Here is an 18420-nt window from a genome sequence, read left to right as displayed (position 1 = left end):
GCCGAAACAGAAACACCGGTTTCCCAAGCGCCGAGGAGTCTTGGCGCTCGCCCTAGGAAAGCGTAGCTGTTTTGCGGAACATCAACATTTAACGTAGCTTTAATATAAATGAGGTGAGCTAAATGACAGTTAATCATAAGCTTGAAGGTATGGAATGTATGGGCTGCGCGTTGGCAAAAAAAGATTTATCTGTTCACGTGGTTTATGAAGATGAGTTCGTTTGTTGCATTTTAGACCATGATCCATTTAACGAAGGACATACTTTAATATTACCTAAGCAGCATTTTCGCTATGTTGATGAATTTGATTCAGAAACTGCAATTGCTGTAATGAAAGCATCTCAACTACTTTCAAAAGCCTTAAAAAATATATTTAATCCCAATGGAATAACGGTTTGTCAAAACGGTGGCACAATCGATGAATTATCACATTACCACATGCACATTGTGCCAAGATATGAAAATCAATCATTCGCAAGTTTCTATACAGAAGAACCTTGGGACAATGAAGACCTTAAAGAAAAACTACCTAGAACACGCAATGAATTAGCAAAGGTGATTAGTGAGTTATTCTAACCATAACATTCTAATTATTATCAGACCGCTGAATTTTAATCTTCAGCGGTCTTTAAATATTTGTCGTGGTTCGACATGAAGCGACAAAAAGATGAGTGGATAGCCTTTACAATATGAAAAGACAGATCAAATTGAAGAAGTAATGAGGTTACCCATTTCAATCCAGTCAGTATTAATCGTCATCGTATTACTTTTTAATGTTCAATTTTAAAAAATACATACAAGTGAGGTATCATAATGAAATTTGAAATCAAACGTGAACGATTATTAGATGGGTTAAATGATGTAATGAAAGCCGTAAGTTCTAAGACAACGATTCCCATTTTAACCGGGATTAAATTAGAACTTACAGAAGAAGGTTTACATATTACGGGTAGTGATTCCGATATCACGATTCAAACTTTTATAAAAGCCGAAGAAAATGGCGAACAGGTTATCAATATTTTTGAAAACGGAACTATTGTGTTACAAGCCAGAATGTTTAATGAGATTGTACGAAAACTGCCAACAAATGCTGTTGAAATTGAAGTCAATGAGCAAAATCGGACGCATATTCGTTCAGGTAAGTCAGAATTTCATTTAATCGGATTGGATGCTTCTGATTATCCCTTACTTCCTGAAATTCAAGATAATCGACAGTTTAGCATTCCAGCAGATTTACTAAAATCCACTATTCGTGAAACAGTATTTGCAGTCTCTACATCAGAAACCCGTCTAGTATTAACCGGTGTTCACTGGCAATTGAAAAGCGGAGTTCTTCAGTGTGTAGCGACGGATAGTCACCGTTTGGCACGGCGGAAAATGAACTTAAAGCAATTGCCCGAGGAAGAGTTCAGTGTAGTAATCCCTGGTAAAAGCTTAAGTGAATTAAATAAAGTCATTGCTGATTCTTCCCAGCCTGTACATATTATGATGACACAACAGCAAGTGTTGTTTAAAACAGAAGGTGTATTATTCTATTCGCGTTTGCTAGAAGGGAATTATCCAGACACATCCCGGCTGATTCCAAACGAATATAATACGACAATCTCGCTTGATGGAAAGGCTTTACTTCAAGCAATTGATCGTGCTTCGTTACTCGCACGTGAAGAACGTAATAATATTGTGAGATTAACTTCATTGGGTGGAAACGTCATTGAAATATCCTCCAGTTCACCCGAAGTGGGACAAGTAGAAGAAGAAATTCAGGCAACATCTATTGAAGGAGAAGAGCTGAAAATTTCCTTCAGTGCAAAATATATGATGGATGCGTTAAAAGCTTTTGGTGGCCACGATATAAAAGTTCAATTTACAGGAACCATGCGTCCATTTATCTTGAATTCTGTTCACGATGACGCAGTACTGCAATTAATAGTACCTGTTCGAACGTATTAAATGACAAAAATTAAGAAACGAGTTGTGACCTAGTCGCAGCTCGTTTCTTCTATTTACTTACAGCTCATAACCATTTTTTTCTTCTACCCGTGGGAATTTAGAAAATAAAAGTACCTTATATAAGTAGAAGGAGAGATGAATATGAAAAACTTGAAAATAGAGCATATCGGTGGAACGTACACTGTAATTGAGCATGGAAAGGACCGATACCAGCTCGTTCGAATTATCGGGGAGTATGAAGTGGAAGATGTTTATAAAGCAAAGAAGATGGGAGTAATGAACGGATGATTGATTTCATTGAGAAAATAGTAGATGCAGAACAATTAATTCACGGATTCGATTATGCAATTGTCTCGATAATCGTTCTTGACGACGACTTTGAAACTTATTCTGTAGATGAATGGTATAACATGGATAGCCTAGCCTATTTCGAAACGGAACGATTGAAGAAGAATCACTATCAAGCTTTTCTGGAATTATGGAAAGGGAGCAGGTATGGGAATGTGGGGATGGGAATCACCCCGACTCAGTATATCCGTAATGCCACATTCTATTTACCGAAAGTGAGAATCGATTTGAGTGCAGCTATTACATTTAGCCTTGGCGTTGTGGAAATATTAAGAGGAGAGTATGCAGGTCAATTCATGCTTTATTATTCAATGAAAATGAATGAAGAAGATTTGGTAGAAGCAGATGCTCTTGATGAAATTCTTATGCTTAAACTTTATTTCCAATACACCAACCCGTTTGATTACTATGACAAAGGCGTAGATTTCCTGATCAAGAACAAATGGGGCTACACCGAACATTTGATCATGAATAAGAGAGAAGAAGTGAAAGCACGGTTTAAGGAAATATCGGAATATCATGTAAGTGGTGGCACTAGTCATCTATTGGAGAAGAGTCAGAGGGAGGCTATAGTCAATTAGTGATGAGTGGACGGAAAGTCATCACTAATGGTCAGAAACACTCTGCGAGTGGACGAAAACCTATCGCCAGCGGACAAAGAAACAAACTGAGTGGACGGAAATGTATCCCGAATGGACGAAAACACACCATCTTTGGATAATCCCAGTACAAAAATTCACCAACTTCAGCAAAAGACCTCCGATCAACTTAGAAAGGAGGAGTTTTAGGAAATGGCTATGCTTTGTCGGTGTCGCCAAAAACAAGCCAATTATTTTTGCTCATAGTATTGAGCATCTTGTCCTTCCAAGAGGTCGAGCATTTGAAAATAGCCGGGAATGTTATCGACTTCATAATTTCGGATGCATTCAAGCAATTTGATTTTCAGTTCTTGGGACAAGTCTTCCCTGTGTTGCCATTTTGTCTGATGTAAAGAGCGATCAATTTTCGGAGCAAACAAATCAATGACGATGGCCAGTGAATCGTTATCCGTTCTTGACTGCTTTACTAAAGTAAATAAACTTTCACTCATTACTGCCCCTTCCTTCTCAGTTCGGTTTCTATTATCTCTCTAATCTTTCTTAATGCTTTTGTATGACTTTTGGAAACGGCTTGCTGGGATTTATTCAGGCTGCATGCGATTTCGGAATCGTTCAACCCATAAATGTAAGCCAAACTCAGTACTTGCTGCTGATTTTCTGTGAGTGATTGAATCGCATGAAAAATCTCATAGCTTGTCAAATGGTCCCCAATAGTGGATGAAGCAATGAAAATATCCGTATTTTCCATGTTTTCCGAAGAACTCAGTAAATCAAGGAATGTTAATTCACCATCTTCTTTTAAAGGTCTGTCCAAAACTAACTGGTACCGTTCGGAGATCAGTTTAATTTTCTTATCGTAATTGATTGCATTAAAATAAATGGTTTGTGATAAATAAGTGGTAAATCTGATGTTGAAGTAAAATTCCCTGAACGTATCATCTAATTTCTTCTTTAATTCGGCAGTGGGTTGATTCCTGACTTCTATCAACAATGCAATATGTTCTGGAATTTCCAAAAACGATTTGATGATAGGATTTTGACGGTGTTTCTCCAGTTTATCCCAGTAAGTCTCAACACTTTGATTATGATGATCGAATAACTCTTTCATCTTTATACCCCCCGCAAAGAACGCTAGTTCGGTTAAGCGGTTAAAAAAATTTAAAGAAACTTCAATTTCGTTGTTATAAATAATCTTTGATGTCTTCATTCAACTGAAAAATGACATCTTCCAATTTTTCAATTTTCTTCTCAAATCGATAGAAAAGATAAATAGTGATGGCAATCGGAAATCCAAAATTACCTATTACTGTCGTCCATAATGGAACATCTACTGTACTCATGAAATATCCCCGCCTTCTTTATTAGTATTTATTTGATAAAGAAGATAGATGCGACCATTTCACAACTCCTTGAAAAAGTTTATTGAAAAAAATTGATATTTATGCATAGAACTAGGTAAGCAACGAAACAATCGCAAATACAGATGCCTTTTAATCAAAGGCACCTGCTATTTATTATATTGAAACAAGTGATTCTACTATTTTTTGATCGAAAACTGTTTTAATATAATCTGGAAGTGTCAAATAAATTAAGCCATTTCCTTCAATATTGGGAGAGTTTCCAAGCGGTACCGTCCGTTTGATTAGTTGGGCATACAATTCGGGAACGGTCAGCTCTCTTTTAAACGATGAATTCGCCATTATTTTAATTAATGCCAAGGCACCCGTTACGTGAGGGGTCGCCATTGAAGTGCCGCTTAAAGTGGCATACGTTCCGTTTAAATATGTGGACGTCACTTTTTCACCGGGTGCGACCAAATCAACTTCGTTATTGGAATTGGTAAATTCAGAGGACTCGCGCTCCATATTAACAGCCCCAACACTAATTACCTCGTTGTAACAGGCAGGATATCCAAGTTCATCCGTTGAATCTTGGCCGTCGCCTGAATTACCCGCAGCACACACTACCAAAATCTTTTGATTGACCGCTTCGATAATAGCTTCGTGAAGTTCTTTCACATCTGATGGCCCACCTAAAGACATCGAGATAATATCTACTTTTTGTTCAATTGCATAATGGATGGCATTGATGATCCAATCATATTGACCAGAACCGTTTCTTCCAAGAACCTTCAATATCAAGAGGCTTGCTTCCGGAGCAACACCAACGACACCTTGGTTATTGAGCGTTGCCGCAATCGTTCCACACACATGGGTTCCATGACCATTATTATCCTCGAATTTCTCAGGGTCTTTTTTGTAATCATTCGTAAAATTGCGCCCCCCTATGATACGTTCCTTTAAATCAGGATGGTTCGTATCACAGCCTGTATCCAAAATTGCGACGGTAATGCCTTTTCCTTTTGTTTCGTTCCACATTTCAGGGGCTTGAATGATTTCGACCCCTTTTGGAATTTCGTTCACCATGTCCAGTTGCTCTACTACGCTGTACGGTATTAATTGTACTAATTTTTCCATGTTCCCCCTCCTCAAATTATTAGTAAGCGAAATCTGGATGTATAATAATAGTATCAATATTCTGAAAAGTAAAATAGATTCAAAGGTAGCATTAATTGGAAGAAAATAATAGGTAATTTATAACAATATTTTACTATAAATTACTATTTGGCTGTTATTTTTAAAGTTCATAGCAATAAAAAGTAATATTTGAGCAATTTTTCCCACCTCAATCTTATTTGAAATTAGGAACTAGGGAGATTTTATCAAGTTCAACCATAGTGTGTTACCATTAATATACAAATATCACTGGCCGTTAGAAACGCTACTAAAGAAGGAGGGTAAAAAATGAAAAAGGGATGGGCAGTATTCGCTGCATTTTTTTTGATCGTCATCTTCCTCTCAGGTTGTCGGGATAAGGTGACACCGGAGGAACGATTGGCGAAATATTTGGGGCATTGGAACAATGGGGAATTCGCTGATATGTATAGCAACTATCTGAATGAAGAAACGAAAGACACATATGGAAAGAAAGGTTTTGTGGAAAGGCAGGAAAAGCTGCAAAAAGATTTAGGTATCGAAAATGTGGAAGTAACGTATACGAAGCCAGCTAAAGATATTGAGTGGGACAGCGAGAAACCGGCAAGTTTTCCAATACAAGTAAAAATGGAAACAGTTGCTGGACCGGTTGAATTCGAGAAAACAATGACTTTGGTCTACGAAACAAACGATGAGATAGAGGATTGGTTTGTGGAGTGGGATTCATCATTCATTTTTCCTGAGCTAGGAGAAAAAGATACGATTCGGATTTCAACATCGACTTTTGCACGTGGTGAAATTCTTGACCGCAACGGACTCCCGATTGCTGTGAATGGAACTGGTTATGAAATCGGAATTGTGCCAGGGAAGTTCACAGATGACGAGAAAAAAGCGGAGTTAACCGAGCTCCTCGGTACTACAGCAAAATACATTGACAGTCAGTTGAACCAGAGTTGGGTCAAGCCTGATTATTTTGTGCCGATTGCAAAAGTTTCGAACAATGACATTCCATTACTGGAAAAGCTTGCTGAAATTCCAGGCGTCACTCGGAAGGAAACACCGATGCGTGAATATCCGTATGGAGAAGCACTTTCCCATTTATCTGGCTTTATCGGTGTGATTACAGCGGAACAGTTGGAAAAGCACAAAGATGAAGGGTATACAGAAAGCGACCTAATTGGCAGACAAGGGTTGGAACGATTACTCGAAGATCGACTGCGGGGAGAAAACGGGATTCGTATCTACATCGATAAAGCAGAAGAAGGTGCCGAAGCGGTAACGGTTGCAGAAAGGCCGGCAGTAGACGGGGAAACGGTTTCATTGACGATTGATGCCCAGTTACAAAAACAAACGTATCAAGCCATGCGTGGCGAAGCGGGTACGAGTGCGGCCGTAAATCCCAAAACTGGTGAGACACTAACTCTTGTCAGTTCCCCGGGTTTCAATCCGACTGAGTTTATGCTGGGAATCAGTGGCGAGCGCTACAAAGCACTTGAGACGAACCCGTTGAAACCGTTGTTCAATCGTTTTACAGCCTCTTACGCTCCGGGATCGACATTAAAACCGATCACGGCAACAATCGGGTTGGAGGCGGGAACACTTAATCCAACTGAAGGGCTGACGATTAACGGAAAGACATGGCAAAAAGATGCATCTTGGGGCGATTACAAGGTCACGCGTGTCCACGCCGAAGCACCAAATCCGATTGATTTGAATAAAGCTCTCGTCTATTCGGACAATATTTACTTTGCGCAGCAAGCACTTGATATGGGGAGTAAGACATTTGTGGAAGGACTGAAGCGTTTCGGTTTCGATGAAGAAATCCCGTTCACTTATGGGATGAAGCCTTCCCAAATTTCAAATGAGGGGACAATTGGGTCACAAGGTCAGCTTGCGGATACGTCATTCGGCCAAGGCGAAATGTTGACCAATATCCTTCATCTTGCATCGATGTATGAAGTCTTTCTGACAGAAGGTCTGATGTATAAACCTACCTTGTTTTTGGAGGAAGAAGACGCTCAAGTTTGGAAGGAAGGACTTGTGAGTGCAAAAAATGCGTCGATTATTAGAACTAGCCTACGGAACGTTGTAGTGGATGGATTTGCACAAGTTGCCAATTTGCCGTCGGTTCCACTTGCAGGAAAAACGGGAACGGCAGAACTTAAAGCGGCTTCGGAAGATAAGGGTAGGGAAAATGGATTTTTTGTTACTTACAACTCAGAGAATCCAGATTTCATTTTGGCGATGATGATTGAAGGGGTGGAAGATAACGGAGGCAGTGCTTATGTAGCTGAGCTTGTATCGAGAGTCTTTGCACCTACGGGAGAAAATCAATAGAAAAGCATCGAAAAAGGGGACTGAATGAATATTATTCAGTCCCCTTTTTCAGCATCTACTTATGAATGAACACTTTCTTTAAGTAGTTCTTTCACAAGTTCCTTATTGCGTGCTTTAAAGACATCATTGTGTGAAGAGACCATGGCTATTTGATCCGCTTCAGGTTCAATATATTTCTTTGCTTTATTTACTGCATTCGCAGCGTCGTGGAAAGTTCCTGCAATCAGGTTAAGTTTTCCTTCATGCTTCAAAATATCGCCAGCTGCAAAAATACCTGGAATCGAGGATTCACTGTTCACGCTTCCTGCGATAAAGTAGCCATCTGCTAGTTCCATTTTCACAGAACTATTTTCAAGCAACGCGATATCTTGTTCGAATCCATGGTTAATAACGATTTCATCCACTGACAAGTATTGTTTTTCACCAGTCATGGCATCTGTTAATTCGACCGTTTCAATGCGAGAATTATCCGTAGAAGCAATCAATTTAGATATGGACGTTTGGAATATGCAAATTGCATTACTTTCCAAAAGCTTGGTGACCTGTGCTTCATGTCCCGTGAAATCGTCTTTTCTGCAGACCACGATGACTTGTTTGGCAATCGGTGCGAGTTCATTGGCCCAGTCAATGGCTGAATTCCCTCCACCTGAAATGATTACCTTTTTATCTTTAAAGTGCATCAAGGACTTAATGGTATAATTCAAGTTACTTACTTCAAATCGGTCAGCACCTTCAATTTGAAGCTTTTGTGGAGTAAGGATACCGCTTCCAGTTGCGACGATGATTGTTTTGGATAAATGCTGTTCATTCTTATCGGTAATCAGTTCGAATAATTGATCTGCCCTCTGATGGATGGCCACAATTTTTGTGTTCAGCACGACGGTTGGCTGAAACGTCAATCCTTGCTCAACCAGTTTATCGATTAACATGGCTCCTGGCAGTGGGGGGTGTCCGCCAACATCCCAAATCATTTTTTCAGGATATACATGAATTTTGCCGCCAAGTTGAGGTTGGAATTCAATAATTTTCGTTTTTAGTCCGCGAAGTCCACTGTAAAAACTGGCATATAAACCTGCAGGTCCTCCACCAATGATGGTTACATCATACTCTTCTAAATGCTTCATTTTTTCAATCCTTCCTCAACAGGTAAAATCGTGTGATTTCGAATTTTATATATAGTATAGTGCTATTGACAGGCTTAGCTTACCCTATTATAGTTAGTTTGTAAATGATATTGATAATCGTTATCAGTAAATATAAATAATTTGGTGAAAGGAGGTTGAAAATGGTTCGGCTAAAAGCAAAAGAACTGCAAATCCGATATGGTGATCGAACAATTGTTGAGAACTTATCTGTTTCCATACCAGATGAAAAAATCACTGTCATTATCGGTCCGAATGGCTGTGGGAAATCCACCTTATTAAAAGCAATGACTCGTATCATTCCTCATCAAAAAGGCTCCGTTGTTCTTGACGGCGAAAGCATTGTCAAAGAACCCACAAAAAGGCTTGCACAGAAAATTGCAGTACTGCCTCAGACTCCAGAAAGTGCAGGTGCACTGACTGTTGGAGAATTGGTTTCATATGGACGATTTCCGCATCAGAATCGATTCGGCCGCTTGACCAAAAAGGATTTGGAGATGATTGACTGGGCACTTGAAGTTACAGGAACTAAATTCTTCAAGTCACATCCCGTTGATTCACTCTCGGGTGGACAGCGTCAACGTGTGTGGATTGCCCTGGCCCTTGCTCAGGAAACCGATATGATTTTTTTGGATGAACCAACAACCTATCTGGATATGGCGCATCAACTGGAGATTCTTGAATTGTTGCAGCAGTTGAACGTTACGGAAAAACGCACCATTGTGATGGTGTTGCATGATTTGAATCATGCTGCCCGTTTTGCGGATTACATTATCGGGATGAAGTTTGGGAAAATCGTGAAGTCTGGTCCCAGTGAAGAAATTATCACGAAACCTGTATTACGCGAACTGTTTCAAATCGATGCTGAAATTGGCGAAGATCCACGTACAGGAAAACCGATTTGTATTACCTATAATTTAGTAAGAGGAGAATGACATAAAATGAAAAAATACTCATACCTATTCATAGCGCTACTTGTGATGTTTGTATTAGCTGCATGCGGCGGCAATAAAGAAGAAGGAAAATCATCTTCCAAAGAAGGTGACTCTTCAGAGCCATCAACAATCACGTATGAATCCGAAAACGGACCTGTTGAAGTGCCTGCTGACCCACAACGTGTCGTAGTTTTATCATCATTTGCAGGTAATGTCATGGCATTAGATGTTCCTTTAGTTGGTGTTGACTCTTGGTCAAAAATGAATCCACGCTTTGAAGAAAAACTTGAAGGCGTTGAGGAAGTAACGGATGAAAACCTGGAGAAAATCATTGAAATGGAACCGGATTTAATTATCGGTCTTTCTAATATCAAAAATGTGGACAAGCTGAATGAAATTGCACCAACTGTTACCTTTACGTATGGAGCGGTTGACTATTTAACGCAGCACGTAGAAATAGGGAAACTACTTAATAAAGAAGAAGAAGCACAAGCTTGGGTAGACGATTTCAAAAAACGTACGCAAGAAGCAGGCGATGAAATCAAAGCGAAAATTGGTGAAGATGCGACTGTCACTGTAATTGAAAGCTTTGACAAAGAATTGTATGTATTCGGCGACAACTGGGGCCGCGGTACAGAAATCCTTTATCAGGAAATGGGTCTGGGAATGCCTGAGAAAGTAAAAGAAATGGCATTGAAAGATGGTTACTATGCATTATCTGCTGAAGTTTTACCTGAGTATGTTGGAGACTATTTAATCTTCAGCAAAAATAAAGATGCAGACAACTCATTTGAAGGCACAGAAACATTCAAGAATATCCCGGCAGTAAAAAACAACCAGATGTATACAGTTGATGCAATGGAGTTTTACTTCAACGATCCTTTGACACTGGATTATCAATTGGAATTCTTTAAAGAATCTTTCTTGGGGAACTAAATCATGTTCAAATTTCGGATTCAACGCATTCCTTATTCAATTAAACTGGGGATGAGTTTGATTCTGATGATCGTACTTTTCGGCATGGCGTTAGTTTTCGGAGCGGCCGATACAAGCGTGAAAGATGTTTTATCTGCCTTACTATCAAGTGCTCCGAATGACCAAGCCATAATGTTGCGGGAGATACGTTTTCCGCGAGAAGTAGCCGCTGCCCTAATAGGCGCGGCTCTTGCCGTTTCAGGTGCTATTATTCAGGGGATGACTCGTAACCCACTTGCCGATCCAGGCTTACTCGGATTGACTGCCGGTGCCAATGCGGCGCTTGCTATAACGTTGGCATTTTGGCCAACTGTTAATTATTTTGGTGTGATGCTCGCATGTTTCGCAGGAGCGGCAGTCGGAGCGATTCTCGTATTCGGGTTCAGCTCGTTTCATCCAGAAGGCTTTACAACTTTACGGATCGTGCTTGCAGGAGCAACCATTTCAGCTTTTCTCTATGCCATTGCTGAAGGTGTCGGTTTATATTTTAAAATATCGCAACAGGTTTCCATGTGGACTGCAGGTGGCATGGTCGGAACGACTTGGAATCAAGTGTTGTTAATTGCACCAATTGTTCTGGTCGGGATTATCATTTCTTTGATGTGTTCACGCCAATTAACCATTCTTTCACTGAGTGAAGAAATGGCACTTGGGCTCGGGCAACGTGTCCGATTGATTAAGTCCATATTGTTTGTACTCGTCATCATTTTGACAGGCGCGTCTGTGGCACTTGTCGGCAATTTGGCATTCTTCGGGCTGATGGTGCCTCATATTGTGCGGGCAATAGTCGGTACGGATTATCGCTTTGTGCTTCCGATGTCAGCCATACTTGGAGCGGCTTTCATGTTGCTCGCGGATACCGTCGCTCGTACAATTAACGCTCCGTATGAAACTCCCGTGGCGGCTGTTGTTGCCATTATGGGCTTGCCATTCTTCTTGTACATTGTACGTAAAGGAGGGCAAAGTTTCTCATGATCGAAAAATCCATTATTCGAAAACAACGGTTATTGCTGATTGTCTTTTCAATATTGATTGTGACCACTGCGGTCATCAGTCTTGGTCTCGGCTATTCGTCCGTTTCCTACGACCGAATCATTCCGACAATTCTTGGACAAGGGGAATTTAAAGAAGAATTCGTTCTTTTCTCGGTCCGTCTGCCTCGGATAGTCATTACGCTTTTGGCGGGAATGGCGCTAGCCTTATCAGGTGCGTTGTTGCAGGGGATTACCCGCAATGAATTGGCGGATCCCGGTATTATCGGCATCAATTCTGGAGCAGGGGTTGCCGTTGCTATTTTCTTTTTGTACTTCCCAGTGGAGGTGGGGGCATTTATTTATGTATTGCCTTTCGTTGCTTTCATCGGTGCTTTGCTGACAGCTGGAATTATTTATGCGTTTTCTTACAGCCGTACGAATGGTATGCAACCAGTGCGTCTAGTATTGGTAGGGGTCGGTATGTCCATGGCATTGTCAGGTGCCATGATTGTATTGATTTCTTCTGCTGACCGAATTAAAGTCGATTTCATTGCTCGTTGGCTTGCCGGGGGTATTTGGGGGACGGACTGGCCGTTTGTATTGGCAATTTTGCCATGGTTGGTCGTACTAATCCCGTTTGCTATCATTAAAGCGAACCGGTTGAACATCCTTGGGCTGGGTGAACCAGTAGCAATTGGCGTAGGTCTGTCCGTTCAGAAAGAGCGTATTGTCCTAACACTTGCAGCTGTGGCACTTGCAGCATCAGCTGTTTCTGTAACAGGAGGGATTTCGTTCATCGGGTTGATGGCACCACATATTGCACGTACGCTTATTGGTCCCAGACACCAGCTGTTTCTACCGCTATGCGTACTCATTGGTGGCTGGCTCCTGCTCATTGCGGATACAATCGGCCGCAATATTGTTGAACCGAATGGACTTCCGGCAGGCGTCATGGTGGCACTGATCGGTGCACCATATTTTATTTACCTACTAACTAAAAAGTGATTTCCAAGTGAATTAAGAGTAACCTTAAATTCATAATGAACAAGTCGAGCTGGGGTGAATCCCTAGCTCTTTTTTTATTTAGGCTCTGGTAAACGATAGGGTTGTTTATCGTACATATGTGCTAGCCGCACGTTCCACATGAGGCAACAAGTATGAAAACCAACATACTTGTGGGTCTCACTTTTCAAAAGTGCCGCTCCTGCGGTTACTTGTCGCAAAATGCAATTTTGTGGCAACGCCTTCGTGACCAACATCCTGTTGGCCAGAGGAGGCTTGCCTGGTACGTCCGTGGAACGGGAGCCGATTCCCTTTAATTTTTATAAAGAATCAACCATAAAGTTAAACTGAGCCTTTATCGATGGAAGAAAGTACATGAGGTAAAAGCGTTTACATTTTCATTTAAGTCCATTACTATACTTGTATACAAGTATGTCAGTTGTGGAAGTAGGAAGGTACGAATGAGTGAAAAACAAAAATTTATCTATCCTGAAAAGTGGAATGCAAACGCTTCCATGGGTGTACGGTTAGCGTGTGAGCTAAGAATCAGAATAATTGCCGGTCTTATTGAGCCTGCCACCGTACTTTCGGAAAACAAATTAGCTACAGAATTTAATGTGAGCCGTTCGCCTATTCGTGAGGCTCTTAAAATATTGGCATCGGAAAATATCATTCGTCTCGAACGGATGGGGGCTGTTGTCGTTGGATTAGCAGAAAAGGACATAAAAGAGCTATATGACGTTCGACTAATGATTGAAACATTTGTATATGAACGGATATTGAAAATAGATACGACTGTTTTGGTGAAGGAACTTAGCAAAATACGTGAAATGATGGAAGTTGCCATTAAGTATAAAGATGCGGATGAGTTCTCTTACCAGGACGTGTTATTCCATGAAACGATTGTTCGATCAATCAACCATTCCTATATCCTGTTGATTTGGAACAATACAAAACCGGTCATGGAAAGTTTGATTCTTTTATCCATGCGCATGCGAATGGAAGAAAAGTTTGAAGACTATTCACGTGTCTTAAACAATCACGATATTTATATAAAAGCGATTCAAACTAAAGATCGGGATGTCATGGTTCAAGCGTTGCATCAAAACTTCGAGGATGTTCAAGAGAAAGTGGAAGACCTTTGGATGTCTCAACAAATGCTCACAAAAGAAAGGGAGCAAAATATATGACTAACTATATGCTAGGTGTGGACATAGGGACAACGAGTACGAAAGCGGTTTTATTTACTGAATCAGGTGAAATCGTTCAACAAGAGAATATCGGTTATCCATTGTATACACCGGATATTTCGACTGCGGAACAAGATCCTGAAGAAATATTTCAAGCAGTCGTAAAATCAATCTCCAATGTCATGAGCCTTTCCCGGATTGCCCCGGATAAATTGTTATTCATTTCGTTCAGCAGTGCGATGCACAGTGTCATTGCGATTGATGAAAATGATCAGCCACTTACTCAGTGCATCACATGGGCGGACAACCGTAGCGAGGCTTGGGCACGTAAAATAAAGCAAGAATTAAATGGCCATGAGGTTTATAAACGGACAGGAACGCCTATTCACCCAATGTCACCATTGAGCAAGATTGCTTGGATTGTGAATGATCATCCTGAGCTTGCGGCCAAAGTGAAAAAATATATAGGCATCAAAGAATATGTTTTCAACAAGTTCTTTAATCGATATGTTGTCGATCATTCATTGGCTTCGGCTATGGGGATGATGAATCTCAAAAACCTGGCTTGGGATGAAGAGGCATTGCAAATCGCTGGCGTTACATCAGACCAGTTATCTGAACTTGTGCCGACAACCGAGATTTTCAGTGACTGTAATCCGAAGCTGGCAAAAAAACTTGGCATCAGTCCTCAAACATCATTTGTCATTGGAGCAAGCGATGGAGTGCTGTCAAACATAGGTGTGAATGCGATTGGTAAAGGGGAAGTGGCCGTTACAATCGGTACCAGTGGAGCCATCCGTACGGTCATTGACCATCCACAAACAGATGAAAAGGGACGCATATTCTGCTACGCATTGACTGAAAAACATTGGGTCATTGGCGGGCCTGTAAATAATGGAGGTATGGTGCTTCGATGGATCAGAGATGAATTTGCCTCTGCAGAAGTGGAGACAGCGAAAAGACTTGGCATTGATCCATATGAAGTGTTAACCAAGATAGCAGAACGTGTAAGACCAGGTGCAGATGGTTTATTGTTCCATCCATACTTGGCAGGTGAACGTGCACCGTTATGGAATCCTGACGTTAGAGGTTCGTTTTTCGGACTGACGATGTCCCATAAAAAAGAACATATGATTCGGGCTGCCCTGGAAGGTGTAATTTATAATCTTTACACCGTATTTTTGGCATTGCTTGAAGTGATGGATGAACCTGTCGTTCGAATTCAGGCAACTGGTGGTTTCGCAAGATCAGATGTTTGGCGCCAAATGATGGCAGACATATTCGATCTTGAAGTTGTTGTTCCGGAAAGTTATGAAAGTTCTTGTCTTGGGGCTTGTATTTTAGGACTTTATGCTACAGGAAAAATTGACTCATTTAATGTAGTTTCCGATATGATCGGCAGTACATTCGAGCACACTCCTATAGAATCCGATGTACAGGAATATAGAGAGCTGCTGCCCATATTTATTAATTTATCTAGAGTTTTGGAAAAAGAATATTCAAGTATCGCTAAGTATCAAAGAAGGTTAATAAAAAATAATAACTAAGAAAATGGAGGTATTGTCATGCCGTTAATTATTGTTGCAATAGGGATTGTCTCGTTACTTGTTTTGATTATGGGCTTTAAATTGAACACATTCGTTTCATTGATCATTGTTGCATTTGGGGTTGCATTAGCTTTAGGTATGCCGCTTGATAGCATTGTTGCATCCATTGAAGGTGGACTGGGCGGTACGCTTGGTCATTTGGCATTGATATTTGGACTTGGTGCCATGTTGGGAAGATTGATTGCTGATGCAGGCGGTGCACAACGCATCGCGATGACTCTGATTGATAAATTCGGGGAGAAAAGAATCCAATGGGCAGTGGTAGTGGCTTCATTCATTATCGGTGTCGCTTTGTTCTTCGAAGTAGGATTAGTGTTATTAATTCCAATCGTATTTTCAATTTCTAAGCAATTGAAAGTGTCCATTTTACATTTGGGAATTCCGATGGTAGCTGCGTTATCCGTAACACACGGCTTCTTGCCGCCGCATCCGGGCCCGACAGTTATTGCCGGTGAATACGGAGCGAATATCGGTGAAGTATTGCTATACGGCTTCATCATTGCGATCCCTACTGTAATTATTGCGGGACCTATATTTACGAAAATTGCCCGACGAATCGTACCGAACTCATTCAATAAAACTGGTGATATCGCCTCACTTGGTGAACAAAAAACATTTAAGCTTGAAGAAACTCCTGGTTTCGGAATCAGTGTATTCACAGCTATGTTCCCGGTTATCCTAATGGCCATTGCAACAGTCATCACAATGGTGCAAAAAACAAATGGCATTGAAGATAACGCTATATTTGCAACTGTTCGTTTTGTTGGGAATGCTTCAACAGCGATGCTTCTATCATTATTGCTAGCAGTATATACAATGGGATTGGCACGCAAAATCCCGATGAAATCCATCATGGATTCATGCTCTAGTGCCATTGCAAGTATCGGAATGATGCTACTGATTATCGGTGGCGGTGGTGCGTTTAAACAAGTGTTGATTGATGGTGGAGTCGGTGATTATGTAGCGGAATTGTTTAGTGACAGCACACTTTCCCCAATCATTCTTGCATGGGTGATTGCTGCCATTTTGCGTATTTCTTTAGGATCAGCAACTGTTGCTTCATTAACTACTGCAGGCTTGGTTATTCCGATGTTAGGTGCAACAGACGTCAACTTAGCGTTGGTAGTTCTAGCAACTGGTGCAGGTAGTTTAATAGCATCGCATGTAAATGATGCTGGCTTCTGGATGTTTAAAGAATTCTTCGGTTTAACGTTAAAAGAAACGTTTGCAACATGGACATTGCTTGAGACTATTATTTCGGTATCGGGATTACTATTCATTCTATTGTTAAGTTTATTCGTATAAGAAGGGATTGGATTAGATATGAACAACACGATTGGTGTTTTAGGTCTGGGTGTAATGGGTAAGAGCATCGCGTTGAACATGGCTAGTAAAGGTGAAAAGGTAGCAGTCTATAACTATACGAGAGATTTAACAGACTTACTCTTGCAAGAAACAGAACAAGTGAATGGCTATTATAGTGTAGAAGAATTTGTTCAGTCTCTGCAGTCTCCAAGAAAAGTGTTTCTTATGGTTACTGCAGGTGATATCGTAGATTCTGTCATTCAATCATTAGTACCTTATCTAGAACCGGGAGACATTATTATGGACGGCGGGAATTCTCATTTCGAAGACACGTCACGCCGATATGATGAATTGAAGTCCAAGGGAATCGACTATTTAGGCATAGGTGTTTCTGGTGGTGAAGAAGGAGCACTAAAAGGTCCTTCTATCATGCCGGGTGGAGATAAAGAAGTGTATGAAAAAGTGGCACCTGTTCTGACTAAAATTGCCGCGCAAGTAGATGGAACGCCTTGTTGTGCGTATATGGGTCCAAAAGGCGCTGGCCATTTTGTGAAAATGGTCCATAACGGTATTGAATATGCGGATATGCAGCTCATTGCGGAAGCTTATTCTTTCTTGAGAGAAAGACTTCATATCCCTCTAGACGAAATTGCGGATATCTTTGAAACGTGGAACCATGGGGAATTAAAAAGCTACCTGGTTGAAATCACGTCGAATATTTTAAGAAAAGTGGATGAAAAAACAGGTATGCCACTTGTGGATGTGATTCTAGATAAAACGGGACAAAAAGGGACAGGGAAATGGACGAGCGTGCAAGCTATCGACCATGGTATTCCTGTTACCATCATTGCGGAATCGCTATTTGCCCGCTACATTTCCCACCAGAAAGCGGAAAGAGTTCATGCTTCAACCATATTGGCTGGACCTAAACTGGCGAATGAAGATTTAGATCGTGAATTGTGGATTGAATACGTAAGACAAGCATTATATATGGGGAAAATTTGTGCTTATGCACAAGGGTTCGCCCAATATAAAATGACTTCAGTACTGAATGACTGGAACTTGCCGTTAAAAGATATCGCACTTATTTTCCGTGGTGGTTGCATTATTCGCGCTGAATTTTTAAACACAATCAGTGAAGCGTATGAAGAACAGACAACGACAGATAATTTATTGATTGCTCCATACTTTGTTGGAAAAACGAAAGACTATCAAACAGGTATGAGAAAAGTTTTGGCTGAAAGCACTGTGTCCGGCATGGCTTTCCCAGCACTGAGTGCAGCGCTCGCCTACTATGATGGCTATCGAACGGGACAATCCAGCGCCAATTTATTACAAGCACAACGTGATTATTTCGGGGCACATACGTATGAACGTACGGATATGGAAGGTTCTTTTCACACGAATTGGAAATAAATAAGTTTAATATGCAAGAGACGGCTGAAATTTTTTGTTCAGTCGTCTTTTTCTATATTTTGAATCAACTCGCTAATTCTCCGATTGACAGTAGACCCAAGAGAATCATCAGCAAACCAGCGATTTTATTGACGATTGCCAGATGG

The 18420-nt window shown here is 40.8% G+C and carries 18 protein-coding genes; 13 read left to right on the top strand and 5 right to left on the bottom strand.

The window, feature by feature from the left end; translation table 11 throughout:
* The first annotated feature begins 122 nt into the window (after positions 1 to 122).
* The 4 genes from HMPREF1210_RS10310 (at position 123) to HMPREF1210_RS10300 (ending at position 2878) form a co-directional block, all read left to right on the top strand.
* Entirely contained in the window at positions 123 to 575 is a 453-nt protein-coding gene (locus HMPREF1210_RS10310; RefSeq protein ID WP_016428619.1) for an HIT family protein, read from the top strand.
* A gap of 237 nt (positions 576 to 812) precedes the next feature.
* Positions 813 to 1949, top strand: a complete 1137-nt coding sequence (dnaN, locus tag HMPREF1210_RS10305) for a DNA polymerase III subunit beta (RefSeq protein ID WP_016428618.1) — start codon at positions 813 to 815, stop codon at positions 1947 to 1949.
* Positions 1950 to 2090: 141 nt separating this feature from the next.
* Positions 2091 to 2237 (top strand): hypothetical protein, encoded by a 147-nt coding sequence (locus HMPREF1210_RS18055; protein ID WP_016428617.1) that lies wholly within the window; start codon positions 2091 to 2093, stop codon positions 2235 to 2237.
* Positions 2234 to 2878, top strand: a complete 645-nt coding sequence (locus HMPREF1210_RS10300; protein ID WP_016428616.1) for a hypothetical protein — start codon at positions 2234 to 2236, stop codon at positions 2876 to 2878. Before HMPREF1210_RS18055 ends, HMPREF1210_RS10300 begins: the two co-directional genes overlap by 4 nt.
* A gap of 248 nt (positions 2879 to 3126) precedes the next feature.
* Here the strand turns inward: HMPREF1210_RS10300 and HMPREF1210_RS10295 are convergent, their stop codons facing one another.
* The 4 genes from HMPREF1210_RS10295 to HMPREF1210_RS10285 form a co-directional block, all read right to left on the bottom strand.
* Positions 3127 to 3387, bottom strand: a complete 261-nt coding sequence (locus HMPREF1210_RS10295) for a helix-turn-helix domain-containing protein (protein WP_016428615.1) — start codon at positions 3385 to 3387, stop codon at positions 3127 to 3129.
* On the bottom strand, positions 3387 to 4004 hold the full coding sequence (locus HMPREF1210_RS10290) for a sigma-70 family RNA polymerase sigma factor (RefSeq protein ID WP_016428614.1): 618 nt from the start codon (positions 4002 to 4004) through the stop codon (positions 3387 to 3389). The genes HMPREF1210_RS10295 and HMPREF1210_RS10290 overlap by 1 nt, the downstream gene beginning before the upstream one ends.
* Positions 4005 to 4077: 73 nt before the next feature.
* Positions 4078 to 4236, bottom strand: coding sequence for a YvrJ family protein (locus tag HMPREF1210_RS17710; protein WP_016428613.1), 159 nt, complete (start codon positions 4234 to 4236; stop codon positions 4078 to 4080).
* A gap of 174 nt (positions 4237 to 4410) precedes the next feature.
* Positions 4411 to 5373: a S8 family peptidase gene (locus HMPREF1210_RS10285; protein WP_016428612.1), complete on the bottom strand. Its 963-nt coding sequence runs from the start codon at positions 5371 to 5373 to the stop codon at positions 4411 to 4413.
* Positions 5374 to 5700: 327 nt separating this feature from the next.
* Between HMPREF1210_RS10285 and HMPREF1210_RS10280 the strand changes: the two genes are divergently transcribed.
* Positions 5701 to 7728 (top strand): penicillin-binding transpeptidase domain-containing protein, encoded by a 2028-nt coding sequence (locus HMPREF1210_RS10280; protein ID WP_016428611.1) that lies wholly within the window; start codon positions 5701 to 5703, stop codon positions 7726 to 7728.
* A 59-nt stretch (positions 7729 to 7787) separates the two neighbouring features.
* Here HMPREF1210_RS10280 and HMPREF1210_RS10275 read toward each other — a convergent pair whose 3' ends face one another.
* Positions 7788 to 8852 carry an NAD(P)/FAD-dependent oxidoreductase gene (locus HMPREF1210_RS10275; protein WP_016428610.1) on the bottom strand — a complete coding sequence of 355 codons (1065 nt, stop codon included), beginning with the start codon at positions 8850 to 8852 and terminating at the stop codon, positions 7788 to 7790.
* Positions 8853 to 9013: 161 nt separating this feature from the next.
* On the opposite strand from HMPREF1210_RS10275, the gene HMPREF1210_RS10270 reads away from it, so the two are divergent.
* The 8 genes from HMPREF1210_RS10270 (at position 9014) to gnd (ending at position 18274) form a co-directional block, all read left to right on the top strand.
* The gene (locus HMPREF1210_RS10270) at positions 9014 to 9805 is read left to right on the top strand and encodes an ABC transporter ATP-binding protein (RefSeq protein ID WP_016428609.1); all 792 of its coding nucleotides are present in this window, start codon (positions 9014 to 9016) and stop codon (positions 9803 to 9805) included.
* Between the two features lie 6 nt (positions 9806 to 9811).
* On the top strand, positions 9812 to 10741 hold the full coding sequence (locus HMPREF1210_RS10265; RefSeq protein ID WP_016428608.1) for an iron-hydroxamate ABC transporter substrate-binding protein: 930 nt from the start codon (positions 9812 to 9814) through the stop codon (positions 10739 to 10741).
* 3 nt (positions 10742 to 10744) lie between these two features.
* On the top strand, positions 10745 to 11755 hold the full coding sequence (locus HMPREF1210_RS10260) for an iron ABC transporter permease (RefSeq protein ID WP_016428607.1): 1011 nt from the start codon (positions 10745 to 10747) through the stop codon (positions 11753 to 11755).
* Positions 11752 to 12759, top strand: coding sequence for an iron ABC transporter permease (locus tag HMPREF1210_RS10255; protein WP_016428606.1), 1008 nt, complete (start codon positions 11752 to 11754; stop codon positions 12757 to 12759). Before HMPREF1210_RS10260 ends, HMPREF1210_RS10255 begins: the two co-directional genes overlap by 4 nt.
* Before the next feature lie 458 nt (positions 12760 to 13217).
* A complete protein-coding gene (locus HMPREF1210_RS10250) occupies positions 13218 to 13946 on the top strand; it encodes a GntR family transcriptional regulator (protein WP_016428605.1) in 729 nt (242 codons plus the stop codon).
* Entirely contained in the window at positions 13943 to 15493 is a 1551-nt protein-coding gene (gene gntK, locus HMPREF1210_RS10245; protein WP_016428604.1) for a gluconokinase, read from the top strand. Before HMPREF1210_RS10250 ends, gntK begins: the two co-directional genes overlap by 4 nt.
* Positions 15494 to 15511: 18 nt before the next feature.
* Entirely contained in the window at positions 15512 to 16858 is a 1347-nt protein-coding gene (locus tag HMPREF1210_RS10240; RefSeq protein WP_016428603.1) for a GntP family permease, read from the top strand.
* Between the two features lie 18 nt (positions 16859 to 16876).
* Positions 16877 to 18274 carry a decarboxylating NADP(+)-dependent phosphogluconate dehydrogenase gene (gene gnd, locus HMPREF1210_RS10235; RefSeq protein ID WP_016428602.1) on the top strand — a complete coding sequence of 466 codons (1398 nt, stop codon included), beginning with the start codon at positions 16877 to 16879 and terminating at the stop codon, positions 18272 to 18274.
* Positions 18275 to 18420: the final 146 nt, after the last annotated feature.

The sequence above is a fragment of the Paenisporosarcina sp. HGH0030 genome (assembly GCF_000411295.1).
In the GTDB taxonomy this organism is placed as follows: Bacteria; Bacillota; Bacilli; order Bacillales_A; family Planococcaceae; genus Paenisporosarcina.
This window is presented reverse-complemented; position numbering and strand designations above follow the sequence as displayed.